This is a genomic window from Microvirga flavescens, from assembly GCF_003290125.1.
Taxonomy (GTDB): Bacteria; Pseudomonadota; Alphaproteobacteria; order Rhizobiales; family Beijerinckiaceae; genus Microvirga; species Microvirga flavescens.
In genome coordinates this window covers 77992-100788 of record NZ_QMKH01000005.1, presented here as the reverse complement: position 1 = coordinate 100788, position 22797 = coordinate 77992, and the positions used below count along the sequence as shown (strand labels likewise).

The following is a 22797-nucleotide window of genomic DNA, read 5'->3' as shown; positions in this document are numbered from 1 at the left end:
GATACGGATGTCGGCGCGAATTGCGAAACGAGTAAGGAGCCTTTGGCATGAAAACAGGTCTGGAAGGACGGCGCGCCCTCGTCTTGGGCGCGAGCAAGGGCTTGGGCTTCGGCATTGCGCGCGGACTGGCGGAAGAAGGCGCGCGCGTGGCAGTCGCCAGTCGGACGCTCGAGGGCTCGAAGGCCGCCGCCGACAAGATTGGCCACAACGCGCTCGCCTATGCCTGCGACACCGGCAAATCGGCGGATGTGGATGCGCTTGCAGCAGATGCGATGACAGGGCTGGGTGGAATCGACATTCTCGTTCTCAACAGCGGCGGACCGCCGCCCAGCAAGGCGCAAGGCGTATCATCCGAGCAGTGGCGCACGTCGTTCGAGGCCATGTTCGTCAATCTCGTGCGCTTGGCGGATCATCTCCTGCCCGGCATGATCGAGCGCAAGTTCGGCCGCATCATTTCGGTGATCTCATCCGGGGTCATCCAGCCCATTCCGAACCTTGCCATTTCCAACGCCATCCGCCCCGCTCTCGTCGGGTGGGGCAAGACCCTCGCGTCGGAAGTCGCGTCCTCGGGCGTGACCGTCAATGCCATCGCCCCGGGGCGCATCGCGACGGACAGGCTCAAGCAGCTCGACGCCGCCAATGCGGAACGCACGAAACGGGATATTGCCGAGGTTCAGGCGGCGGCTCTCGCAGCCATTCCGGCGGGCCGCTATGGTGACATCGACGAGTTCGCCGCCGCCGCCGTGTTCCTCGCCAGCGACAAGGCCTCCTTCATGACGGGCTCGATCCTGCGGGTCGATGGCGGGCAGATCTCGGCGACCTGAGGCTGAGAGCCCGGAATTTTGCGGCCTCTTGCGGGCATGTTATTGATGGGCGCGCGTGGCCAGACCTCGCGCCCCTTTTTCGATGTAACGGCTTGGATATTGGAGATGCCTCCGATTGCCTTGAGCAGAACGCCTTTCTTCGCCATGGCCCGCACGGGGGTGTGTCGTGAAGCAAAGTGACGGCTCGGGCCGGCTCTGGAGCCTGCAGGCTGTCGTTGCGATTGTCTTCACCGTCATCGTTCTTGCGATTTCCGGCAGTCTGATCGGGTTCAACCATGCGCAGCTGACGAAGCTGACATTGCGGGATGCGGAGGAAGACTTCCGCCGGATCGTGGACAATGTCAGGGGAGAGGTTTCCGGCGGCTTCCGCATCGCGGGTTCGGTTTTGGACACCATTTCGCTGACCGTCGATCCGAACCAGCCTCTCGACGCTCTGGCGCCGCGGCTTCTCACCATTCTCACCGACCTCGAAAGGTCCTTGCCCGCAGCGGTGGGTCTTTTCGTCGGGCGTGGGGATGGGTCGCATGTCTTGGTGCAAAGCCTTTCAGGGGGCATTCCGCCCGAGATCGGAAAGCCCGTAGCAGGCGCCGCCTACGCCTATAAGCTCGTCGAGCAACAACCAGCAGGAGCAATCGCGCGCTGGATCGTGGTCGACAGAACGGGGCACGAATTGCAGCGCATTCCGCCCCAGCCCACGACATTCGACCCGCGCCAGCGCCCCTGGTACGAGCCGAGCGTGGCAAGCGACGGATCAATCGTGACACCACCCTACCGGTTCGCCAGTGTGCCGGAAGCCGGCATTACGATGGCGCACCGGGCCGAGCAGAGGGACGATGCGGTGTTCGGCATCGACATGACTCTGGCAAGTCTCGATCAATATCTCGAAAGGCTCCGCTTTCCGCCCGAGTTGGAGTTGTTGATCTTCGACGACACGGGCACGTTGATCGCTCACCCGCACGGTAATTCCTATCGGCAGATCCTGCAGGCCGACAAAGAGGCGAGGCTGCTCAAGGTCACGGATCTTAATGCGCCGCTCCTGCGCAGCATGTATGCCAATTTCCAGGGACTCGGCGGGCGTGTAGAGAACGTTTCGTTCGATGTCGGTGACCAGAATTACTTCGGCCGCACGGAGCGTGTGGGCGATGGTTTCGGCAATCTCTTCATCAGTCTTGCCGTTCCTTATGAAACGTTGCTGGGGCCCGCCGAGCAGCTGCGCTCGCAACTTCTTCTCATCAGCGCGGCTTCCGTCGCGCTTGCCCTTCTCGTCGTCGTTCTCACGGCGCGGCGGCTTTCAAGGCCGCTCCAGGTCGCGGCGGAGGACATTCGCCGGATCATGCGTTTCGAGTTCGGCCATCCCGCAAGGCCGCAGCCGCGCGTCTTCGAAATTCAGCAACTGAGGCGCGCCATCGACACGCTTGAACTCGCGCTGAGCACGTTCATGCGCTATGTCCCGCGCGCATTGGTGCAGGGCATCATCGGGCGCACGTTCTCGTCCGAACTTGGTGGCAAGCGCCAGCCGATCACCGTTCTGTTCTCGGACATCGCCGGGTTTACGACGCTTGCGGAAGAGCTCGATCCCGAGGATGTGATGATGCGGACATCGCGCTACTTCAGCGATGTCGGCAGTGAGCTTTTGCGCTCGGGCGCGACCATCGACAAATACATCGGCGACAGCATCATGGCGTTCTGGAACGCGCCTGAGGAACGAGAGGACCATGTGTCCCTCGGGTGCCTCGGCGCGCTTCGCGCAGCCCGCAGGCTTGACCGGTTGAACGAGCAGTTCATCGCCGAAGGAAGCCTGCCCATGCGGACGCGCTTCGGCCTTCATACGGGAGAGGCGGTCGTCGGTAATGTCGGTTCCGTCGACCGCGTGAACTACACGGCGCTCGGTCACACGGTGAACATGGCGTCCCGGCTGGAGAAGCTGAACAAGCGATACGGCACCATCATCCTGGTGAGCGAGACGGTGCGCGCCGCTGCGGGCGAACACTATGTGTTCCGCTTCGTCGACAACGTCGTGCCGGAAGGCGCACACAAGGCGATGGCCGTATTCGAGCTTCTCGGCGTAGCGCATGAGGGCGAGCCGGAGCTTCAGCCTTCCGATGAACGCCTGCGCACCTTGAAGGCATGGGAGGCAGCGTGTGCGAGCTACGATTCCGGCGATCTGGAGAAAGCCGCCGCGCAGCTCGATGCCCTGATCGAGAGCGCGCCCGACGATCTTCTGTTCAGGATTTACCTGGAACGGTGCCGCGCCACTCTGCGCGAAGAGGAAAAGCGCTCTTGACGGGAGTGTGCAAGGCGCGCCAATCCTGCCTGTAACACGTCAACATCCATCGGGCGCCATGACCGCGACTTACATCGATACTTTCTACAAGCGTACACTTAGCGGTGCGGAGAACTATCCTGCCGCGCAGGGGCGCATGGCGGCGGATGTGTGCATCGTCGGCGGTGGATTCGCTGGCGTGACGGCGGCGCTCAATCTGGTGCGGGCAGGCCGGTCGGTTGTTCTTCTTGAAGCGCAGCGCATCGCCTGGGGTGCTTCCGGCCGCAATGGCGGTTTCGTCTCGGCGGGCTACGCCACGTCGTTGTCCGCCATCGAGCGCATGGCGGGGAAGGCGAGGGCGAAGGATCTCTTTCGCCTGTCGATGGAAGGTGTCGAGCTCATCCGCGCCAACATCGCCGACCTCAGGCTTGACGACGCGGCCCCCGTGCCGGGCATCATCAAGGCCGTGCGCTACAATCCCGGCGATGCCTTGTGGAAAGCGCGCGAGCGCATGGAGCGCGAATTCGGCCTCAAGCAGCGCCACCTGCCGCGCGAGGAAATCCGCGGCATTCTGCGTTCGCCCAAGTATCATGAGGCTCTTCTCGACGAAGACGCATTCCACTTTCACCCTCTCAATTACACGCAGGGCCTTGCCCGTGAAGCCGCGCGCCTGGGCGTGAAGATCTTCGAGGGATCGCCTGTGATCTCCGTCGATCTCGACGCTCCGAAAAAGTGCATCAGAACGGCGCAGGCGGAAGTTGAGGCCGAGCATGTCCTGTTCGCGACGGGCGGCTACACGGGCGGCGTTCTGCCTGCGTTGAAGCGCTCCTACCTTCCCATCGCCACGTATGTGCTGCTGACGGAGGAAGCGCCGGATCTCGTGCAATCGGCTATCGGCACTTCCGCCGCCGTGCTCGATGATCGCAGGGCCGGGGATTATTACCGCACCGTCGATGGTGGAAAACGCATTCTCTGGGGCGGGCGTATCACGACCCGCACGACGGATCCGCGCGACATCGCCGCCCTTCTTGAGCACGAGATGAAGACGACTTACCCGCAGCTCGCCGGGTTGAAGACGGAAGTCGCCTGGTCGGGTCTCATGTCCTACGCGCGGCATCTCATGCCGCAGATCGGGCAGCTCACGCCGGGGGTGTGGTACTGCACGGCCTTCGGCGGGCACGGCACGAACACCACCACCATCGGCGGAACGGTGATCGCCGAGGGAATTCTGGGGGAAAGCGACCGTTATCGCCTGTTCGAACCCTTCGGCCTTACGTGGAGCGGCGGCCCCTTCGGCCGCGCTGCCGCGCAACTGACCTACTGGTCCTACCAGATTGCGGATTACGCGCGGGAGTTCCGCTCCCGCTAGGGCATGATCAGAACAAGTGGAAACCGGGTGTTGCCCGGGTCAGCTAGTGGATCGCTATCAGAAATTGGTCAGAACTGAGCCAGGTAAAAATCCCGAGGGAGAGCCCCGCGAGAATGAGCGCGGTGGCGACGAGCAGGCGATTATCGATCTCCGAATCCGGCCTGCCCGATCGGCTGGCGCTGTAGCTGGCGCGAAAGGCTGAATATTTCGAGCTCATGATCATCCGTCCCGGCTTGAGGGAGCTTGAAGCCTAGTTCTTTACGAAAGAAGGGAAGTGCCCTGGCGCACGGGGCTGTCTTTCGCCATTGCCGGTTGGCTGCGCGGTCATGGCCCTGTTGAGGGCGGGGTTGCCCCAAACGCATGCGGATTGTATTGCGCGCCAGACCACACGGGATGTGACGATGAACGAGATCTGGGCTGCCTTTCTGAATTCCTGGCGCGGGATCCGTGTCGCCGCCGCCACGGAACGGGCCGTGAGGCAGGAGTTCATCCTGCTCGCCATTGCCGTCCCCCTCTCGTTCCTGATTGGGACGACGGCCTGGGTCCGGGTGGCGCTCGTGAGCACGATCCTCCTGCTCCTCGTTGCCGAATTCCTCAACACCGCGGTCGAAAAGCTCTGCGACCACGTCAACCCCGACCACCACCCCGCCATCGGCCGCGTGAAGGACTTCGGCTCCGCTGCCGTCTTCTGCGCCCTCGTGATCGCGGGACTCGTCTGGGGCACGGCTCTCTTTGAGCGGGTGGGTGTCCTCTAAGGCGCGTCAAAACGCAGCCGGGTAAACGGGCCAGTTTTCTCAAAGACCGGGAAGAAGCTGATTTTCAGGAAATGGTGTGCCAGAGAGGATTGATCTCTCGGCGTTTCCTAACGTGAAGTTCAAGGTAGCGACCGGGTTTGTCGATCTCGGTAAGGACGCTATCACGGCACTAGCGATGGCGGTCGCCTCACACGTTCAGGCCTGCTTCGCAAAGGAAGCTGGCGTTCTGGCCGCCATCGACTCCGATGGCAGTTGATGTTGCCTTTGAGGAGATCTGATTACCCTGCGAGATATCGACCTTCAGCGCCAACGGGGCTGAAGAACGTCTCATGGTATCGGTTGTATCCGTGAATATCCTTCCAGGTCGTCATCCACTTGCGCATCTCGGCAACCTGATCGGGGATCCACGGTTCGCGCAAAAGCGGCTGCTGGTCGGGGTTAAGGAGATCCAGGCCAGCAGATGCCCCCTTGTGAAGGAAGGTGAACCAGGCGAGGCCCATCGCAACCAAGGCCGCCGAATAGCGGTTCTCATTTCGGGCGATCTCATCGGCGAGAACGGCGCACCGGTCTTCAAAGCTCATACCATCGGAGCGACATTGCTTGAGGACGTGGCGCGGCGGGCGCTCTCGAAGGAACTGCACTCGCGACCCCTCCTGATCGCAGATGAAGTCGGAGTATGGCCGCAAGGCGTTCGCAGTCCAGTGGACCCAAGGAAGCCATGCATGATTGTAATCCTGATGGATGACAATCGCTCCGCTCTTTAGGGTTCGTGAGAGGAAGTTGTCGAGGATGAAGTCGTTGAGGTCTACGGTTTTTGCGACGTCAATGAAGAGGATCTCGAGATCGCGTCCCTCGTACTTCTGCTCTAGGAGGTCACCAGCGTAAGTTCTGACGAGATGACTATGTTGGCCGACGTTCGCTTCATAGAGATCGAGGACGGAATCGCCCGGGCGCTTCGTGTCTCCAATAAGGTCTTCGGTATACGGGTCCTGAGGGCAGACGAACATATCGAACGAATGGATGATCCTTCGCCCGAAGGGGCCGCGAGGATTATCGGCAAGGCCCTGAGCCAGTGACACTGTCGAACCGCCAAGGAAACATCCGAGATCGGCGATATCACCTCGCCCCGTATAGGCGCGAGATGCGAACCAATGGAGCATCCGGCGCTCATATTCGCTCAACATGGTCGGAACATTGGGGTTGAAGGACCTGGAGGGCTCTTCAGTATGCCAACGATGCGCCCGAAGGTCGCCCACAGAGATCCCTTCTGGCTTCGTAAAGAGGGACCGGATTTTCTGAAGCATTGAGGGTCGCCACCTAAAATTGCGGCATCTAAGTAGCAAATCCCTAGCGTAGTTGTGAAGGCCAGCGCCTCGACTCGCCCAGTGGTGATGGCATGATCACCGTAACAATCGCGGATGATTTCGCGTCTGTGCGCCGCCTCATTCAGGGGCGAAGCGTCTCGACGATATCGACCTTCCGCACACCGGCCATCGGATCGGCGTCGGCGAGGATGAAATCCATGCTTTTATGGATTTGGAGTGCCGGTGGCGATACGGGCAGAGGCAAGCTTATTGGGGCGGACAGGCGCTCGGCAGAGAGGCGCGGCTATGCGCGTTCACGGGCCGCTAAAATTCTTACTTTCCAAAGAAAAATGGTGCTGCCAGAGAGGATTGAACTCTCGACCTCTCCCTTACCAAGGGAGTGCTCTACCACTGAGCTACGGCAGCGCGCTTTGTTTCGAAGCGGGCCGGTTAGTGCCACAGGGTGGCGGCCGGCGCAAGTTTGAAAGTGAAAAATATTGGGTGTTTCGTGGCTTGGGGCCGAAAGGGGGTCCCAAGCCCCCGTTTCCCGGTCAGGCGGCTTGTGTCCCTGCGTCCGATTCGGCTTGCCGTTGCGGATTCAAGGGAAGCTTGAGCGTAGTCCACACCTCCACCAGCGCCTTGGTGAGCGCGGCGATATGCGCCTCCGAGTGGAGTGGGGTGGGGGTGATCCGCAGGCGCTCGGTGCCGCGCGGCACCGTGGGGTAGTTGATCGGCTGGATGTAGATGCCGTGGACGTCCAGAAGCCGGTCGGACGCGGCCTTGCAGGCCTCCGCATTGCCCACCATCACCGGAACGATATGGGTTTCGGTCGCGAGCACCGGCAGGCCGGCGCGGGCCAGCGCCGCCTTGGTGCGGGCGACCTGGAGGTGCTGCCGGGTGCGCTCCTCGGAAGATGCCTTGAGATGGCGCACCGAGGCGGTGGCGGCGGCCGCGACCGCCGGGGGCAGGGCGGTGGTGAAGATGAAGCCAGGCGCGAAGCTGCGCACGGCATCGATGACGGCGCGGGAGGCCGTGATATAGCCGCCCATGACGCCGAAAGCCTTGCCCAGCGTGCCCTCGATCACGTCGACCCGGTGCATCGCCTCCTCGCGCTCGGCGATGCCGCCGCCGCGCGGGCCGTACATGCCGACCGCGTGGACCTCGTCCAGATAGGTCATGGCGTTGTAGCGCTCGGCGAGGTCGCAGATCGCATGGATTGGGGAAACATCCCCATCCATCGAATAGACGCTCTCGAAAACGATGAGCTTCGGCCTGTCGCCGGCGGTCTGAAGCAGCTCTTCGAGGTGGGCGAGGTCGTTGTGGCGGAAAATCGTCTTCTCGCAGCCGGACTGGCGCACGCCCTCGATCATGGAATTGTGGTTGAGGGCGTCCGAGAGAATGAGGCAGTTCGGAATGAGCTTCGCGATGGTCGCGATGCCGGTCTGATTCGAGACGTAGCCGGAGGTGAAGACGAGGCCCGCCTCCTTGCCGTGAAGGTCGGCCAGCTCGGCCTCCAGCTCCACGATGGGGTGGCTGTTGCCGGAAATGTTGCGGGTGCCGCCCGCGCCCGTGCCGGCGCGCCAGGCGGTTTCGACCATCGCCCGCATCACGCCTTTGTTCTGCCCCATGCCGAGGTAATCGTTGGAGCACCACACGGTGATGTCGCGGGGGCCTTGAGGGCTGTGCCAGGTCGCGGAAGGAAAGCGGCCTGCCTGCCTCTCGATATCGGCAAAAACGCGATAACGCCTTTCTTCCTTGAGGCGATCGAGAGCGGAGGCAAAGAAGTCTTGATAGTCCATCATCTCACCGGATGCGGTAACGCAACGCCCCGGGAAAATAGGGAGCCGCGCCAGGATCGGCATTGATCTCGGTCAAAGCCTGCGACACTGATTAAGCGGGTTGAGGCCCGTTTGCGAAGCCTTTATCTGAAAAGGCGACGATGGGTCGCGTGAAACATGTCTGACGGAAAATCGCAAGAAAAAGCCGACCGCCTGAAGGCGGCTTTGAAAGAGAATCTTAAGCGTCGCAAGGCTCAAGCTCGTGGCCGGCAGGCCGTGAAGCCGGAGGCTGCGGACGGGCCGGAGCCGAAGCGGACGGACGACAAGCCTGCGTGACTTTTATTTCATGAGGCCGCACGCGGCCCATTGCTGCAAGGGACATTTCATGGATCGCATTCGCATTCGTGGTGGGGCGCCTCTCAACGGCACGATTCCGATCTCCGGCGCCAAGAACGCGGCGCTGCCCCTGATGATCGCGAGTCTGCTCACCGAGGAAACGCTGGAGCTCGGCAACGTGCCGCGCCTTGCCGACATTTCCTCGCTCCTGCGGATTTTGAGCAATTTCGGCGTCGATCACATGATCGCGGGCCGCCGTCCGGGCGAAACCTCGGAGACGGGGCAGACCATCCGCCTCACCGCCCGCTCGGTCATTGATACCTGCGCGCCTTATGAGCTGGTCTCGACCATGCGGGCGAGTTTCTGGGTCATCGCCCCCCTCGTTGCCCGCCTCGGCGAGGCGCGGGTGTCGATGCCCGGCGGCTGCGCCATCGGCACGCGGCCGGTCGATCTTCTCATCATGGCGCTGGAAAAGCTCGGTGCGGAGATCGAAATCGACGGCGGCTATGTGGTTGCAAAGGCTCCCAAGGGGCTCACCGGCGCGACCATTGAGTTCCCGAAGGTGACCGTCGGCGGCACCCATGTGGCGCTCATGGCGGCGACCCTTGCCAAGGGCACGACCGTCATCAAGAACGCCGCCCGCGAGCCGGAGGTGGTGGATCTTGCTGATTGCCTCATCAAGATGGGCGCGAAGATCCGCGGCGCGGGCGAGAGCGAGATCGTCGTGGAGGGCGTGGAGCGCCTGCACGGCGCGTCCCACGACGTCCTGCCCGACCGGATCGAGACAGGCACCTACGCGATGGCGGTCGCCATGACGGGGGGCGATGTCACGCTGGAGAATACCCGGCCCGAACTTTTGGCATTCGCCCTCGACGTGCTGAAACAAGCCGGGGCGGAAATCACCTCTACGGACAACTCGATCCGCGTCCGCCGCAACGGCAACGGCATCAAGGCCGTGGATATGACGACGGACCCGTTCCCCGGCTTCCCGACCGACTTGCAGGCGCAGTTCATGGCCCTGATGACCAAGGCCAGCGGTACCTCGCGCATCCGCGAGACGATTTTCGAGAACCGGTTCATGCATGTGCAGGAGCTGGCCCGCCTCGGCGCGAAGATCCGCCTCGACGGCGACAGCGCCTATGTGGAGGGTGTTCCGACTCTCAAGGGTGCGCCGGTCATGGCGACAGACCTTCGCGCGTCGGTGTCGCTGGTCATCGCGGGCCTTGCCGCCGAGGGCGAAACCACGATCAACCGGGTCTACCATCTGGACCGGGGCTTCGAGGCGCTCGAGGCCAAGCTCGTGCGCTGCGGGGCCGAGATCGAGCGCATCAAGGGATAAAGAGATCGGAGGCTCCAACGCCTCCGATCTTTTTCAGGATCAATAGCCGATCGCGCCACGCTTCGTGCCGAAGCCGGGGATGTCGCAGCGGCAGGGCGTGTTGCGCGGGAAATATTGCGGATATTCGCAGCTTCCGCGCGAGGTGACGCACACATTACCCATCTGACGGCGCTGCTGCTGCTGCCTCCAGCGTTGACCGGGCGGCGGTCCCCATCCGGGTTGAGGCGGGGGAGGCGGCCTCCAGCCGGGCGGTGGCGGAGGCGGGCGGTTCCAGCCGGGGCCGGGGCCGTAATAGGGATCGTAGTATTGAGCAAAGCTCGGGCCCGCGAGCGCCACGAGGGCGAAGAGGGCCAGGGCGAGGTGTTTCATCGACTTTTTTCTCCAGACGTAGCCATGATGCGGTTTGAAAGGTGAACCTTCCGTGAGCGCAAAGGTTGCGCTAGCCGCAAGCCGTCTCTAGGTAGCTCTCAAAGCTCAAGAAGAGGTTGCCGCCCGATGGATCTCTTGAAACTCGTCGCTCTCGATCCGGAAGATCTCACGGTCGTCTCGGCCTATCTTCAGGATGCCCTCATCCGCGTCGGCGATATGGCCTACCTTCCCGGCGAGCGGCGCTTTGCTGTTCTCGCCAAGCGGTTCGCCTGGGAGGAGGGCTCGAAGGCCCCGCCGCAGCGCCGCCTCGCGGGCCTGCATTTCGAGCGCGTAAAGGCCGTGCGCCTGCGCGGCATCGACCCCAGAAACCAGGATGCGGTGCTCAATCTTCTTGCCATCTCCTTCGAGGAGAAGGATACGCCATCCGGAACCGCGACTTTGATTTTCGCCGATGGCGGTGCGATTCAGGTCGATGTGGAGTGCATCGAGATGCAGATGAAGGACATGGGCCCCGTCTGGGCGGCCGAGAGCCGCCCCTCGCACGGCGACACATCGGCGGAGCGCTCCTGATGGCGCAGCGGCTCGATGCCCGGGACGCCGGGTTCCCGAAAGCCTTCGCGGATCTTCTGTCGGCCAAGCGCGAAGTGTCGGAGGACGTGGACCAGGCGGTCCGCACAATCATCGAGGATGTGGTCGCGCGGGGCGATGAGGCCCTCATCGATTACACGCGCCGCTTCGACGCTCTCGATTTGACGCCGCAGACCCTGCGCATCTCTGATGAGGAGATCGACGCCGCCGAGGCGCAATGCGCGAAGGAGGAGCTTGATGCTCTCCGGCTCGCGAAGGAGCGCATCGAGGTCTATCACCGCGCCCAGCGCCCGCAGGATTCCCTCACCACGGACGCGCTCGGCGTCACGCTCGGCTGGCGCTGGACGGCGCTTGAATCGGTCGGCATCTACGTGCCGGGCGGACGGGCGAGCTATCCCTCTTCCGTTCTCATGAATGCGGTTCCGGCGAAGGTCGCTGGCGTGCCGCGCATCGCGATGGCGGTGCCGACCCCGCGCGGCGAGACGAACCCGCTCGTGCTCGTCGCCGCGCGGCTGGCCGGTGTCGATGAGATCGTGCGCGTTGGCGGCGCGCAGGCCGTCGCCGCTCTCGCCTATGGTACTGAGGTCGTGCAGTCGGTGGCCAAGATCGTCGGCCCCGGCAACGCCTATGTGGCCGCCGCCAAGCGCCGGGTGTTCGGGCAGGTCGGCATCGACATGATCGCCGGGCCCTCCGAAGTGCTCGTCGTTGCTGATCGTCATGCGAATCCCGATTGGATCGCCGCCGATCTTCTGGCGCAGGCCGAGCACGATCCGGTGGCGCAGGCGATCCTGATCACGGATAGCGCGAGCCTTGCCGACGCGGTTGAGAAAGCCGTGGCGCGCCAGCTCACGACGCTGCCGAAGGCCGAGATCGCCGGTGCGAGCTGGCGCGATTATGGCGCGATCATTCTGGTTGAAAAACTGGACGATGCGATTTCCCTCATCGATCGCCTCGCGCCGGAGCATCTCGAGATCGAAACCGAGAACGCGGAGGCTCTTGCCGCAAAGGTCCGCAATGCGGGCGCGATCTTTCTCGGTAGCCATACGCCGGAAGCCATCGGCGATTATGTCGGCGGCCCGAACCATGTTCTGCCGACCGCGCGTTCCGCACGGTTCTCGTCCGGCCTCGGCGTGCTTGACTTCATGAAGCGAACCTCGATCCTGAAATGCGATGCGAATGCGCTGCGCGCGATCGGCCCCGCCGCCATCGCGCTGGGGCGTTCGGAGGGTCTCGAAGGTCATGCGCGATCCGTGGCGATCCGCCTGAACATGTGACGGATGGGAGCGGGGATGGCGAGCGGAGGAAAGGAACGGTGCCGTCTTGTCGCCGTCACGCTCGATGAGGGCTCCATCGGTCGCGGCAATCCCGACCAGGAGCATGAGCGCGCCATCGCCATTTACGACATCATCGAAGAGAACTCCTTCGCGCTGCCGAACTATGAAGGCGGGCCTTATGCGCTGCATATCGCGCTGATCGAGAAGCGGCTTTGCTTCGAGGTGCGCACGCAAGGCGGCGAAACGCTCGTCACGCATCATCTGTCGCTCACGCCGCTTCGCAGGGTGATCCGCGATTACGAGATGATCTGCGACAGCTACTACAAGGCCATCCGCTCCGGCTCACCCTCGCAGATCGAGGCCATCGACATGGGGCGGCGCGGCCTGCACAACGAGGCGGCGGATCTTCTGATGAAGCGTCTTGAAGGCAAGATCGTTGTCGATTTCGACACGGCCCGTCGCATCTTCACGCTCATCTTCGCATTGCACTGGCGGGGTTGACGCTTGGACGTAGCGCAGAGCCCGAAAAAGATACATTCGGTGCTGTTCGTATGCGCCATGAACGCGGTTCGCTCCCCTATGGCCGAAGCCATCGCGCGTTACTACTTCGGCAAGTCGTTCTATGTGCAGTCGGCGGGCGTGCGCAAAAGCGAAACAGATCCGTTCGCGGTTCAGGTGCTCGACGAGATCGGCATCGATGCCTCGAAGCACAAGCCGCGCACACTTGAAGAACTGGAGGAGTGGGAGGGGCTCAACTTCGACCTCATCATCTCCCTCTCACCGGAAGCGCACCACGCTGCTCTCGAGCTGACGCGCACGCTCGCGGCGGATGTCGAATACTGGCCGACGCCCGATCCGACACTCGTGCAAGGCTCGCGCGAGCAGATGCTCGAGGCCTATCGCCAGGTGCGCGACGGCCTCGCTGGACGCATCAAGCAGCGGCTGGCGCCCGCTTTAGAAACCTAGTGCTCTGAGAATCGTCAGCGTGCCAAGGCCGGCGGCGAGGCCCGCGAGCTCCTTGCGGGTGAACGCCATGACGATGATCGTCGCCGCGATGCCGATGAACGCGGTCGGCCCCTTGTCGATGAGGATCGGCAGGATCGTTGCAAGAATGATGGAGCCGGGCAGGGCGCGCAGACCTCGCTCGATCCGGGGCGTGATCGTCACGCGCGTCATCACGAGCGCCCCCGCGATGCGGCACAGGAAAGTCGCGACCGTCATGGCTGCGATGGCGATCGTGCCGCCCCAGGGACCCGCGATGAATTGTTCCACGCCGCTCATTCGATCAGCATCCCCGCGATGACGCCGGAGACAGCGCCGAGAATGAGGTAAAGATAGCCCGGCACGAAGGCATGGACGAGAAGGGCGACGGCGCCCGCAACCAGCCAGGGCAGGGCGGGCTTTGCGCCCTTCCAGAGCGGCACCAGCATGGAGCCGAAGAACACCGGCATCACGAGATCGAGCCCGAAACGCTCGGGCGCGGGCACGAGTGCTCCGGCGAAATAGCCGGCGACAGTCGCCACGAACCACACGATCCACAAAAGCACGCTCAGCCCGAACAGAACGCCGACATCGCGGCCGCCTTCCTGGTGATAGTGCGTGCCGATGAGCCAGGTGGCTTCCGTGACGAGAAAGAGATTGATAGCCGAACGCCAGAGAGGCTCCTTCGCGAGCCAGGGCTGCAGCGCCGCGCCGAGGAGGATCATGCGCGCATTCACCACCGCCGTGACCGCCATGAGCGTCAAAAGCGTGCTGAGCGTCCACGACACCTGCCACATGCCGAGGGAGACCATCTGCGAGGCTCCGGCATAGACGAAGCCGCTGAGGCCCATTGCCTGCGTCAGAGGCAGCCCCTTCTGCGAGGCGGCGGTGCCGAAGGCCATTGCGAAGACGATGTAGCCCGGAAAGACGGGCAGGGCCATCTTCGCCCCAAGGCGGCAGCCGGCGAGTGTGAAGTGACTTCGGGAGGGTGCGGACATGACGGCTTTCTGCCGATCCGCACCCTTTCCGTCAACGATGTCCGCGCTCATACTTTCGCGCGGGCGGTCAGGCGCTGGCGCCTTCCTTGCCCTTGCGCGAGAGAACCCACCCGCCGACGATGACCAGGGCCGCGCCGATGACGGCGGCGCTGTAGAGCACCTGCGGAACGGGCTTCAGGTCGAGCGGCGGATGACCGGGATCCGGCATCACGAATTGCGGGAAGTTGCCGGAGAGCCAGCCAAGCACCACCGGGTCCGTCACGATCATCTCGGCGGCGATGTAGCCGAGGAGAGCAGCACCCGCCCACACGAGGAGGGGGAACCGCGTCAGAAGATTCGTGATGACCGAGGCGCCGGCCATGATGAGCGGGATCGAGAGCAGAAGACCGAAAATGAAGAGTTCCGGGTGTCCGCGCGAGGCGGCGGCGATGGCCACCACGTTGTCGAGGCTCATCACGGCGTCGGCGATGGCGATGGTGCGCACGGCCTTCCACAGGCTGTCGCTGGCCTTCACTTCGTGCCCTTCCTCCTCTTCGCCGCCGATCAGCTTCAGCGCGATCCAGAACAGCAGAAGGCCGCCGATGATGCGCAGGTAAGGAACGCCGAGAAGGTAGGAGATGATCAGCGCGAAAACGATGCGCAGGGCGACCGCCGTGCCCGCGCCCAGCATGATGCCGAGCTTGCGCTGGTTCTGCGGCAGCGAGCGGCAGGCCATCGCGATGACGACCGCATTGTCGCCCGAGAGCAGAATGTCGATCCAGACGACCTGAAGCAGCGAGACGAGGAACGTCGTCGAGAGAATATAGTCCATCAGTCTTGCCTTGGCATTCAGGTGGGATCGGGCGATGCGGCTGCTTAGGTATACATCGGTTTCGCGGATTCAACCGTGAAATCGGGATTTCCCTTGGATAAGGCACAAAAAAGACCGGGATTGGACAAAGGTCTTAGTCGCTAAGCCTATGTTTTTCCTCAACCTCCCTTGAAAACGCGAGCCGGTTGATTGATCCCGGGCGACAGCTTGGGCACAATTTTTACGGTTGCAACAAGGCGTGGTCCACGCGCCGGTCGGGAGGATGCCGATGTCTCATTCGCATGAGCGCCCCAAAGAACAGGAGCGGCGCGGCTTCGTCCGAGGTGCGCAGGATTTCGCGGGCGGCATCTTCCTGCTTCTGCTGGCGGCGCTCGGCCTGTGGCTGATGCGGGGCCTGCCGCAGGGGCGCCTCAGCGCAATGGGGCCGGCCATGCTGCCGGACTGGCTGTCCATCGGCGTCGGCCTTTGCGGCGTGGCGCTTCTGGTCAACGGCCTCCTCAAGCACGGAGCAGCGCTCGAGCGGTGGAGCCTGCGCGGTCCGGTCTTCATCATTCTGGCCATCCTCGCATTCGCGGCGACCATCCGCCCCTTGAGCCTTGGGGGATTTTCGCTGCCTGGCCTCGGCATGATCGTCGCCGGGCCCCTGGCTATCTTGATCGGAGGCTGCGCTACGCCCGAGGCGCGCCTGCGTGAACTCGTCATTCTCTCCTTGAGCCTCACGCCGTTCTGCATGCTGCTCTTCGGCGACATGCTGAACCTGCCGATCCCGGTTTTCCCGCAGGCGCTCACGGGGCTCTTTCCCGCAGGCTGGTCGCAGAAGGACATTCTGCGCGCCTGCTCGGCCATCATGGCCGCTGCGGCGCTTATCATGTTTCTCACCGGCCGCCGCCGGCACACCACGAAGGTCGATGTGGCCATCGAGACGGAGCAGGGCTGATGAGCGATCTGGTTTCAAACTTAAGCCTTGGTTTCGGCGTCGCGCTGTCGCTGCAGAATCTCGGCCTCGCATTCCTCGGCTGCCTTGTCGGCACGCTGATCGGCGTTCTGCCCGGCGTCGGCCCCATCGCCACCATCGCCATGCTTTTGCCGATCACCTTCGGGCTCGATCCGGTGGGCGCGCTCATCATGCTCGCAGGCATCTATTACGGCGCGCAGTATGGCGGTTCGACCACGGCGATCCTCGTCAACATTCCCGGTGAAGCGACGTCGGTGGTGACGACCCTCGACGGCCACCAGATGGCGCGGCAGGGGCGCGCGGGCGTGGCGCTCGGTATTGCCGCCATCGGCTCGTTCTTCGCCGGTACGGTCGCGACATTGGTCATCGCGGCGCTCGGTGCGCCGCTCACCAGGCTCGCGTTGATCTTCGGCCCAGCTGAGTATTTCTCGCTGATGGTCATGGGTCTCGTCTTCGCGGTCGTGCTCGCGCGCGGTTCGATCCTGAAAGCGGTGGCGATGATCCTCGTGGGCGTGCTGCTCTCGACCGTCGGCACCGATCTCGAAACCGGTGAAGAGCGCATGACCTTCGGTCTGCCGTTCCTCTCCGATGGCATCGATTTCGCTGTCCTCGCGATGGGCATTTTCGGCATTGCCGAAATTCTGCGCAATCTCGACCAGACCGAGACCCGCGACGTGGTGCGCCAGGCCATCGGCCGCCTTCTGCCGAACCGGGACGACTTCAAGCAGTCCTATGCTTCGGTTCTTCGCGGCACCGTGATCGGCTCGATCCTCGGCATCCTGCCCGGCAACGGCGCGGTGCTCGGGCCGTTTGCTTCCTATACGGTGGAAAAGAAACTCGCGAAGGACCCGAGCCGCTTCGGGCGCGGCGCCATCGAGGGCGTGGCGGGCCCTGAATCCGCGAACAACGCCGGCGCGCAGACGTCCTTCATCCCGCTTCTCACCCTCGGCATTCCACCGAATGCCGTGATGGCGCTGATGGTCGGAGCCATGACGATTCACGGCATCGTGCCGGGCCCGCAGGTAATGACGCGCAACCCCAACCTGTTCTGGGGTATGATCGCTTCCATGTGGGTCGGCAACCTCATGCTGCTGATCATCAACCTGCCGCTCATCGGCATGTGGGTGCGTCTCCTGAAGGTGCCTTACCGCCTGATGTTCCCGGCGATCCTGATGTTCTGCTGCATCGGCATCTACTCCATCAATTCGCTGCCGACGGACGTGGTGTTCATCGGCCTCTTCGGCCTCGTCGGCTACCTTCTCATCACGCTCGGCTTCGAGCCTGCGCCGATGCTGCTCGGCTTCGTGCTCGGCAAGCTGATGGAGGAGAACCTGCGCCGCGCGCTCATCCTCTCGCGCGGTTCGCTCTCCACCTTCATCGAGCGGCCCGTCAGCGCGGGTCTGCTCGCCGTCGCCATCGTCCTGCTCGTGCTTGCGCTTCTGCCGTCCGTGCGGAAGGGCAGGGACGAGGTCTTCACGGAGTAACTCGCCGCATCGTCGGAGAGCGCAAGCGTAACGAATTTTCCAGGGAGAGAACCATGAAGAAGCTAGCAATCGCACTCGCCGCCGGCCTCGGCCTCGCCGCAACGGGCGCTCAGGCACAAGGCGCGTATCCGCAGCGCCCGATCACCATGATCGTACCCTTCGCGGCGGGCGGCCCGACGGACGTCGTCGCCCGCATCGTCGGCGATCACATGTCCCGCACTCTCGGCCAGCAGATCGTCATCGAGAACGTGGCGGGCGCGGGCGGCACCACCGGCATCACCCGCGCGGCGCAGGCCCAACCCGACGGCTACACCATCATGATGGGCCACATGGGCACCCACGGCGCGGCCCCGGCGCTCTATCCCAACCTGAAGTACGATCCGACCAAGGACTTCGCGCCTATCGGGCTCGCGGCGGGAACCCCCATCGTGATCGTCGCCAAGAAGGACTTCCCGGCGAACGACCTCAAGGGCTTCCTCGATTACATGAAGGCCAACGGCGAGAAGGTGAACATGGCCCATGCGGGCGTGGGCTCCGTCTCCCACATGACCGGCATCTTCTTCAACTCGGTCATCAAGGCGAAGCCCACGATGGTTGCCTATCGCGGCACCGGCCCGGCTCTCAACGACCTGATGGCCAACACGGTCGATTACATGACCGACCAGATCGTCAACGTCGCCCCGCAGATCCTGGGCGGCAACATCAAGGCTTTCGCCATCGCGACCCCCGAGCGCTCGCCCGCCCTGCCGAACGTGCCGACCACGAAGGAAGCCGGCCTCGACGGTTTCGAGGTCAGCGCCTGGAACGCCGCCTTCGCGCCCAAGGGCACCTCGCCCGAGATCGTGGCCAAGCTCAACGACGCCCTCGTGAAGGCGCTCGACGACGAGGGCACCCGCAAGCGCCTCCTCGACCTTGGCGGTGTGATTCCGGTGAAGGCCGAGCGCACGCCGGAGTCCCTGCAGAAGCTCGTCGAGAGCGAGGTCGCCCGCTGGACCCCGGTTCTCAAGGCCGCCGGAGCCACGGCGGAATAAGGCTTTTCCAGCCTTTTCCTCAGGAACGGCGGGCCGCCCGGCCCGCCGTTCGCTTTTGAGGATACGAGACGATAAACAAGCCTTGAAATTGATCGCACAGGCGATTACACCCTGCCCGGCGTGCAGCCGTAGCTCAGTTGGTTAGAGCACCAGATTGTGGATCTGGGGGTCCCCCGTTCGAGCCGGGGCGGCTGTACCATTTACGCCGTAAGGGTTTGGGGCCATCCAAGCGCCTCCTTTGTTTGGCCCGTTTTGCAGAATCCCTGCGCTTCTCCTCTCCATCTTCCAAATACCGGCGCGCGAAATAGAGCGTGTCGCGAGCTTATTGATCCAGGACCACTCGCGCGTGTCCGGTGATCGCTGCTTGGGCAGAGGTGTGCGCACCCTCCGGATATCGCTCGGCTTTCGCTCCACTAATAGTTGTGGATAGATTACCAAAGGTCATGCTTGGGCATTGGGACCTTATTCCACGAACGCGGCCGATATGAGACGCTAGAAAGCTAGACGATTAGCTTTCCCTTCTGCCTAAGGAGGCTGCAATGCGTTTGTCGTTCTATCGATTTGCCCACAATTTACTAAGCCGACTTCAGTTTTTGAAAGGGTCCTCATCTTTCAAGGATTCTTCTTTCAATCCCAAACAACCTTATGGTCAGGGGGAGATCCCTGCAGATAACATTGCGTCTTCTATAGCCGCCCCTGCTTCAATCCTTCCCGGTGGTGGGCCGGAAGTTCCTCGAGCCGGGGAAGATACCACTCCGATAGGTCCCGGCATTCTCCAGGGGCCGATAACCACGGCCAGCCCGCAAGCGAGGTTGCAGGCCCTTGCCGTAGCGACGGCCTCGAATCCGATCGTCATCGAAAACCAGAAACTCGGAAACTCGGTGAACGAATGGGGGATCGAGGGGGCGGGAGATGCGAACATCGAGGGATTCGCCACCGAGATCAGCATTAATCGCGGGCAAAGGGTCAACTTCAAGATCAATACGGACTCGACCGACTATCGGGTCGATATTTACCGCCTCGGTTATTATGGCGGCCTCGGCGCCCGAAAAATCACGACGCTCCTGCACACGGGCCTCCAGACACAACCGATCCCGCAGCCAGACAGCGCCACGGGCGCGATGGATGCCGGCAACTGGGCCGTGTCGACGTTCTGGGACATTCCAGCGGATCAGGTGTCGGGCATATACATCGCCAAGCTCGTTCGGCAGGACGCTGTACCCGGTGCAAATCACATCCCGTTCATCGTTCGCGATGACAGCAGCACCAGCGACATCATCTTCCAGACGTCCGACACCACATGGCATGCCTACAATCCCTGGGGCGGGGCGAATTTTTACGGCGGAAACGGCCCCGGAACCGGCTACCCCGGGGGAGGGCGCGCCTTCGCGGTCAGCTACAATCGCCCGATTACGACGCGCGGCGGCGGTCTTCTGTCCGGCCCCCAGGATTTCATTTTCAGCGTCGAGTTTCCGGCGCTCATGTGGCTCGAAAGGAACGGCTATGACGTGTCGTACATGGCCGGCGTGGATACCGATCGCTTCGGCAGCTTGCTGACTAACCACAAGATCTTCCTGTCGGTCGGCCACGACGAATATTGGTCAGGCCCGCAACGCGCCAATGTCGAAGCAGCGCGCGATGCGGGTGTGCATCTCGCGTTCTGGAGCGGCAACGAGGTTTATTGGAGAACCAGATGGGCGCCGAGCTTCAGCGCCGATAACACGCCTTACCGCACGCTGATCTGCTATAAGGAAACCTGGGCGAACGGCGACATCGATCCGAGCAACCAGTGGACGGGAACTTTCCGCGATCCCCGATACCTGTCGCCGAATGCGCAAGGAGCCGGCCAGCCGGAGAACGCGCTCACGGGAACCATCTTTCAGGTCGATTCCTATCGTCGCGATGTACTCACTATCGGTTCCGAATTCGCCAACTTACGATTCTGGCGCAATACGAGCATCGCCAGTCTGCAGCCGGGGCAGTCGGTGACTTTGCCTTTGGGCTATCTTGGCTACGAGTGGGACGAGTCGCCCGATAACGGCTTCAGACCGGCGGGGCTCATCATGCTTTCCGCGACGACGATACCGGTCGCTGAGTATCTGCTCGATTTCGGCAATACGGTCGGCAACGGGACCGCGACCCATCACCTGACATTGTATCGCGCCGCGAGCGGCGCCTTGGTGTTCGGCGCTGGAACGGTCTATTGGGCCTGGGGGCTCGACGACAATCACGATCTCGAGCCGGCCCCTGTGGATGCCAACGTCAAACAGGCCATGGTCAACCTGTTCGCCGACATGGGCGTTCAACCCGCCACCCTTGAAGCGGGGCTCGTTGCGGCAACGCAATCGACGGATACCATAAAGCCGGTCTCGACAATCACATCTCCAAGCGCCGGTTCCTCGTTCGCCGTGGGCCAGGCGGTCACGATCACCGGCACGGCTTCCGATACTGGAGGCGGTGTCGTTGCTGCCGTCGATGTGTCGACGGATTCCGGCGTAACCTGGCATCGAGCGACAGGCCGAGCCAACTGGAGCTATACCTGGACACCGCTGACGTCCGGCACCTTCACGATCAAGACAAGGGCCGTGGACGACAGCGTCAATATCGAGGTTCCGGGAGCAGGGCTGACTGTCACAGTCTCCGGTTCCAGTCTGACATCCTTGTTCCCCACCACGGCGATACCCGACAGGCCCACGGTTTTGGACAACCCGGTCGAAGTCGGCATGAAATTCCAGGTGTCGATTGCGGGGGCAATCGCCGGCATCCGTTTCTACAGGGGAGGGAACCCAGGCATTCAAACCGGCTCTCTCTGGTCGAGCACGGGTACGCTGTTAGGAACGGTGACGTTTACCGGCGAGACGGTGAACGGATGGCAGATGGGGTTGTTCTCCACGCCCATATCGGTCTCGCCTGGTACGACATATGTCGTCTCGTACTTCGCGAGCGCGGGCTATTATGCGAACACTGCAAACTATTTCACGACCGCGATCACGAATGGTTCTGTGACCGCGCCCTCCAGCGCCTCCGCAGGCGGCAATGGCGTCTATGTCTACGGATCGTCCAGCACGTTCCCGACCAATTCCTATCAGGCTGCGAATTATTGGGTCGATGTGCTGTTCGCGCCTTCCGGTGCCGGGGCCAATCAGCCGCCGACGGCCAACAACGACACCGGCTTCATCACGACCCAGGATCAGCCTCTCACGATTGCCGCGGCAATGCTCCTTGCCAACGATACCGATCCTGACGGTGATCCCTTGGTCGTCACGAGCGTCAGCGCGCCCACCCATGGTTCGGTCGTGTTCAACAACGTCTCGAACATTGTCACGTTCACGCCAGCGACGGGGTATCTCGGGCAGGCCGGTTTTACCTACACCATCAGCGATGGCCGTGGCGGCACCTCCTCGGCGAATGTCGGCATCACCGTCATTCCGGTTTCCGCCAGCCTGTTCTCACCCTCGGCGACGCCGGCGATCTTGTCCGATCCTGATGTCAGCGCAGTTGAGCTCGGGATGAAGTTCCAGGCATCTGCCGCGGGAACGGTCATCGGTATCAGGTTCTACAAAGGCACCGGTGATATAGGCACGCATCAGGGCCACCTGTGGGCGGAGAACGGAACGCTTCTCGCGACCGCGACCTTTGCGAATGAGACGGTGAGCGGATGGCAGACGGCTTTGCTCGCGAGCCCCGTCACGCTGACGCCCGGAACAACCTATGTGGTTTCCTATCACAGCAATGGCCACTACGCCGCGACACCCAACTATTTCACGGCAGCGATCACGAATGGCCCGCTCAGCGCGCCATCGAGCGCCTCTGCGGGCGGAAACGGCGTCTACGCCTATGGAGCGTCCGGTTCGTTCCCGGCCAATGCCTATCAGGCGACGAACTATTGGGTCGACGTGCTGTTCACGGCGTCGGGCGGCGCGCTCAACCAACTCCAAACAAGCCGGGAAAATGCGGCGAGCGAAGGGGCATCTTTCATGACGGAGGCAGAACTGGCTTTCAACAAACCTGATCAATAGGTCGCTCTCAGGGCGAAGTACTTATAAAGTGAAGAGCTTTTCGAGCTGTTCGAAAGGCTCTTCACTTGAGAAACAGGGGAGGAGACCACAGTATTCCGGCGAAATCACCGGCGGCATAGCCGGGAGGGGCGGCATCTCTATCTTTGCCTTGGATTTGCCCGACTTTCCGTCTATATAACCTCCATCGACTTTGGCCGGACAACTGGGCCGCTACGCCTTTCGCTGACTTGAAGGCGCACGTGCTGACTTCTCTTCCAACTTCGACATTTCCTGCGGGCTCGCGCGTTGCGGGTCCGCTTCAACGTGCATGCGATGCAGT

The 22797-nt window shown here is 62.6% G+C and carries 21 protein-coding genes and 2 tRNA genes; 15 read left to right on the top strand and 8 right to left on the bottom strand.

Annotated elements, in window-relative coordinates; genetic code table 11:
* Positions 1-47: 47 nt before the first annotated feature.
* From DQW91_RS11335 to DQW91_RS11325, 3 genes are all read left to right on the top strand, one after another.
* Positions 48-824, top strand: coding sequence for an SDR family oxidoreductase (locus tag DQW91_RS11335; RefSeq protein ID WP_112663754.1), 777 nt, complete (start codon positions 48-50; stop codon positions 822-824).
* Between the two features lie 166 nt (positions 825-990).
* Positions 991-3108 carry an adenylate/guanylate cyclase domain-containing protein gene (locus DQW91_RS11330; protein WP_112663753.1) on the top strand — a complete coding sequence of 706 codons (2118 nt, stop codon included), beginning with the start codon at positions 991-993 and terminating at the stop codon, positions 3106-3108.
* Positions 3109-3166: 58 nt separating this feature from the next.
* Positions 3167-4456 carry an NAD(P)/FAD-dependent oxidoreductase gene (locus DQW91_RS11325; RefSeq protein ID WP_112663752.1) on the top strand — a complete coding sequence of 430 codons (1290 nt, stop codon included), beginning with the start codon at positions 3167-3169 and terminating at the stop codon, positions 4454-4456.
* A gap of 43 nt (positions 4457-4499) precedes the next feature.
* Here the strand turns inward: DQW91_RS11325 and DQW91_RS11320 are convergent, their stop codons facing one another.
* Positions 4500-4673: a hypothetical protein gene (locus DQW91_RS11320; protein WP_157961428.1), complete on the bottom strand. Its 174-nt coding sequence runs from the start codon at positions 4671-4673 to the stop codon at positions 4500-4502.
* A 184-nt stretch (positions 4674-4857) separates the two neighbouring features.
* On the opposite strand from DQW91_RS11320, the gene DQW91_RS11315 reads away from it, so the two are divergent.
* On the top strand, positions 4858-5211 hold the full coding sequence (locus DQW91_RS11315; protein ID WP_112663914.1) for a diacylglycerol kinase: 354 nt from the start codon (positions 4858-4860) through the stop codon (positions 5209-5211).
* A gap of 76 nt (positions 5212-5287) precedes the next feature.
* Positions 5288-5467 carry a DUF4376 domain-containing protein gene (locus DQW91_RS11310; RefSeq protein WP_112663750.1) on the top strand — a complete coding sequence of 60 codons (180 nt, stop codon included), beginning with the start codon at positions 5288-5290 and terminating at the stop codon, positions 5465-5467.
* Positions 5468-5489: 22 nt separating this feature from the next.
* Here the strand turns inward: DQW91_RS11310 and DQW91_RS11305 are convergent, their stop codons facing one another.
* The 3 genes from DQW91_RS11305 to hemA all read right to left on the bottom strand — a co-directional run bounded on the left by DQW91_RS11305 (position 5490) and on the right by hemA (position 8314).
* Positions 5490-6515, bottom strand: a complete 1026-nt coding sequence (locus tag DQW91_RS11305) for a class I SAM-dependent methyltransferase (protein ID WP_157961427.1) — start codon at positions 6513-6515, stop codon at positions 5490-5492.
* 351 nt (positions 6516-6866) lie between these two features.
* Positions 6867-6941, bottom strand: a tRNA-Thr gene (locus tag DQW91_RS11300).
* A gap of 125 nt (positions 6942-7066) precedes the next feature.
* Positions 7067-8314: a 5-aminolevulinate synthase gene (gene hemA, locus DQW91_RS11295; protein WP_112663913.1), complete on the bottom strand. Its 1248-nt coding sequence runs from the start codon at positions 8312-8314 to the stop codon at positions 7067-7069.
* Positions 8315-8678: 364 nt separating this feature from the next.
* Here hemA and murA point away from each other — a divergent pair, with 364 nt between their 5' ends.
* Positions 8679-9968, top strand: a complete 1290-nt coding sequence (gene murA / locus DQW91_RS11290) for a UDP-N-acetylglucosamine 1-carboxyvinyltransferase (RefSeq protein ID WP_112663748.1) — start codon at positions 8679-8681, stop codon at positions 9966-9968.
* Positions 9969-10007: 39 nt separating this feature from the next.
* On the opposite strand, the gene DQW91_RS11285 is transcribed toward murA, so the two are convergent.
* Positions 10008-10337, bottom strand: coding sequence for a hypothetical protein (locus DQW91_RS11285; protein ID WP_112663747.1), 330 nt, complete (start codon positions 10335-10337; stop codon positions 10008-10010).
* Between the two features lie 126 nt (positions 10338-10463).
* Between DQW91_RS11285 and DQW91_RS11280 the strand changes: the two genes are divergently transcribed.
* The 4 genes from DQW91_RS11280 to DQW91_RS11265 are packed head-to-tail and all read left to right on the top strand — an operon-like array spanning position 10464 to position 13165.
* Entirely contained in the window at positions 10464-10907 is a 444-nt protein-coding gene (locus tag DQW91_RS11280) for a DUF2948 family protein (protein WP_112663746.1), read from the top strand.
* On the top strand, positions 10907-12199 hold the full coding sequence (gene hisD, locus DQW91_RS11275; protein ID WP_112663745.1) for a histidinol dehydrogenase: 1293 nt from the start codon (positions 10907-10909) through the stop codon (positions 12197-12199). Before DQW91_RS11280 ends, hisD begins: the two co-directional genes overlap by 1 nt.
* A gap of 15 nt (positions 12200-12214) precedes the next feature.
* Positions 12215-12700, top strand: coding sequence for a UPF0262 family protein (locus DQW91_RS11270; protein ID WP_112663744.1), 486 nt, complete (start codon positions 12215-12217; stop codon positions 12698-12700).
* A gap of 30 nt (positions 12701-12730) precedes the next feature.
* Positions 12731-13165 (top strand): arsenate-mycothiol transferase ArsC, encoded by a 435-nt coding sequence (locus DQW91_RS11265; protein ID WP_112663912.1) that lies wholly within the window; start codon positions 12731-12733, stop codon positions 13163-13165.
* On the opposite strand, the gene DQW91_RS11260 is transcribed toward DQW91_RS11265, so the two are convergent.
* The 3 genes from DQW91_RS11260 to DQW91_RS11250 all read right to left on the bottom strand — a co-directional run bounded on the left by DQW91_RS11260 (position 13154) and on the right by DQW91_RS11250 (position 14989).
* The gene (locus DQW91_RS11260) at positions 13154-13480 is read right to left on the bottom strand and encodes an AzlD family protein (RefSeq protein WP_112663743.1); all 327 of its coding nucleotides are present in this window, start codon (positions 13478-13480) and stop codon (positions 13154-13156) included. The genes DQW91_RS11265 and DQW91_RS11260 overlap by 12 nt on opposite strands.
* On the bottom strand, positions 13477-14178 hold the full coding sequence (locus DQW91_RS11255; RefSeq protein WP_112663911.1) for an AzlC family ABC transporter permease: 702 nt from the start codon (positions 14176-14178) through the stop codon (positions 13477-13479). The genes DQW91_RS11260 and DQW91_RS11255 overlap by 4 nt, the downstream gene beginning before the upstream one ends.
* A 67-nt stretch (positions 14179-14245) precedes the next feature.
* The gene (locus tag DQW91_RS11250; protein WP_112663742.1) at positions 14246-14989 is read right to left on the bottom strand and encodes a TerC family protein; all 744 of its coding nucleotides are present in this window, start codon (positions 14987-14989) and stop codon (positions 14246-14248) included.
* A gap of 268 nt (positions 14990-15257) precedes the next feature.
* Between DQW91_RS11250 and DQW91_RS11245 the strand changes: the two genes are divergently transcribed.
* The 5 genes from DQW91_RS11245 (at position 15258) to DQW91_RS11225 (ending at position 22478) form a co-directional block, all read left to right on the top strand.
* Positions 15258-15926, top strand: coding sequence for a tripartite tricarboxylate transporter TctB family protein (locus tag DQW91_RS11245; RefSeq protein ID WP_112663910.1), 669 nt, complete (start codon positions 15258-15260; stop codon positions 15924-15926).
* Complete coding sequence (locus DQW91_RS11240) at positions 15926-17428, top strand: tripartite tricarboxylate transporter permease (RefSeq protein WP_112663741.1); 1503 nt, start codon at positions 15926-15928, stop codon at positions 17426-17428. The genes DQW91_RS11245 and DQW91_RS11240 overlap by 1 nt, the downstream gene beginning before the upstream one ends.
* 53 nt (positions 17429-17481) lie before the next feature.
* Positions 17482-18459 carry a tripartite tricarboxylate transporter substrate-binding protein gene (locus DQW91_RS11235; RefSeq protein WP_112663740.1) on the top strand — a complete coding sequence of 326 codons (978 nt, stop codon included), beginning with the start codon at positions 17482-17484 and terminating at the stop codon, positions 18457-18459.
* A 122-nt stretch (positions 18460-18581) separates the two neighbouring features.
* Positions 18582-18658: transfer RNA gene (locus DQW91_RS11230), tRNA-His, on the top strand.
* Positions 18659-19271: 613 nt separating this feature from the next.
* Positions 19272-22478, top strand: coding sequence for a N,N-dimethylformamidase beta subunit family domain-containing protein (locus tag DQW91_RS11225; RefSeq protein WP_245410990.1), 3207 nt, complete (start codon positions 19272-19274; stop codon positions 22476-22478).
* Positions 22479-22797 lie beyond the last annotated feature (319 nt).

Bases quoted from the DNA above. Each gene is read 5' to 3' on its own strand.
- DQW91_RS11335 (WP_112663754.1), top strand. From the start codon at position 48: ATGAAAACAGGTCTGGAAGGACGGCGCGCCCTCGTCTTGGGCGCGAGC.
- DQW91_RS11325 (WP_112663752.1), top strand. From the start codon at position 3,167: ATGACCGCGACTTACATCGATACTTTCTACAAGCGTACACTTAGCGGT.
- DQW91_RS11320 (WP_157961428.1), bottom strand. From the start codon at position 4,673: ATGAGCTCGAAATATTCAGCCTTTCGCGCCAGCTACAGCGCCAGCCGA.
- DQW91_RS11315 (WP_112663914.1), top strand. From the start codon at position 4,858: ATGAACGAGATCTGGGCTGCCTTTCTGAATTCCTGGCGCGGGATCCGT.
- DQW91_RS11305 (WP_157961427.1), bottom strand. From the start codon at position 6,515: ATGCTTCAGAAAATCCGGTCCCTCTTTACGAAGCCAGAAGGGATCTCT.
- hemA (WP_112663913.1), bottom strand. From the start codon at position 8,314: ATGGACTATCAAGACTTCTTTGCCTCCGCTCTCGATCGCCTCAAGGAA.
- murA (WP_112663748.1), top strand. From the start codon at position 8,679: ATGGATCGCATTCGCATTCGTGGTGGGGCGCCTCTCAACGGCACGATT.
- DQW91_RS11285 (WP_112663747.1), bottom strand. From the start codon at position 10,337: ATGAAACACCTCGCCCTGGCCCTCTTCGCCCTCGTGGCGCTCGCGGGC.
- DQW91_RS11280 (WP_112663746.1), top strand. From the start codon at position 10,464: ATGGATCTCTTGAAACTCGTCGCTCTCGATCCGGAAGATCTCACGGTC.
- hisD (WP_112663745.1), top strand. From the start codon at position 10,907: ATGGCGCAGCGGCTCGATGCCCGGGACGCCGGGTTCCCGAAAGCCTTC.
- DQW91_RS11270 (WP_112663744.1), top strand. From the start codon at position 12,215: ATGGCGAGCGGAGGAAAGGAACGGTGCCGTCTTGTCGCCGTCACGCTC.
- DQW91_RS11260 (WP_112663743.1), bottom strand. From the start codon at position 13,480: ATGAGCGGCGTGGAACAATTCATCGCGGGTCCCTGGGGCGGCACGATC.
- DQW91_RS11255 (WP_112663911.1), bottom strand. From the start codon at position 14,178: ATGTCCGCACCCTCCCGAAGTCACTTCACACTCGCCGGCTGCCGCCTT.
- DQW91_RS11250 (WP_112663742.1), bottom strand. From the start codon at position 14,989: ATGGACTATATTCTCTCGACGACGTTCCTCGTCTCGCTGCTTCAGGTC.
- DQW91_RS11245 (WP_112663910.1), top strand. From the start codon at position 15,258: ATGTCTCATTCGCATGAGCGCCCCAAAGAACAGGAGCGGCGCGGCTTC.
- DQW91_RS11240 (WP_112663741.1), top strand. From the start codon at position 15,926: ATGAGCGATCTGGTTTCAAACTTAAGCCTTGGTTTCGGCGTCGCGCTG.
- DQW91_RS11235 (WP_112663740.1), top strand. From the start codon at position 17,482: ATGAAGAAGCTAGCAATCGCACTCGCCGCCGGCCTCGGCCTCGCCGCA.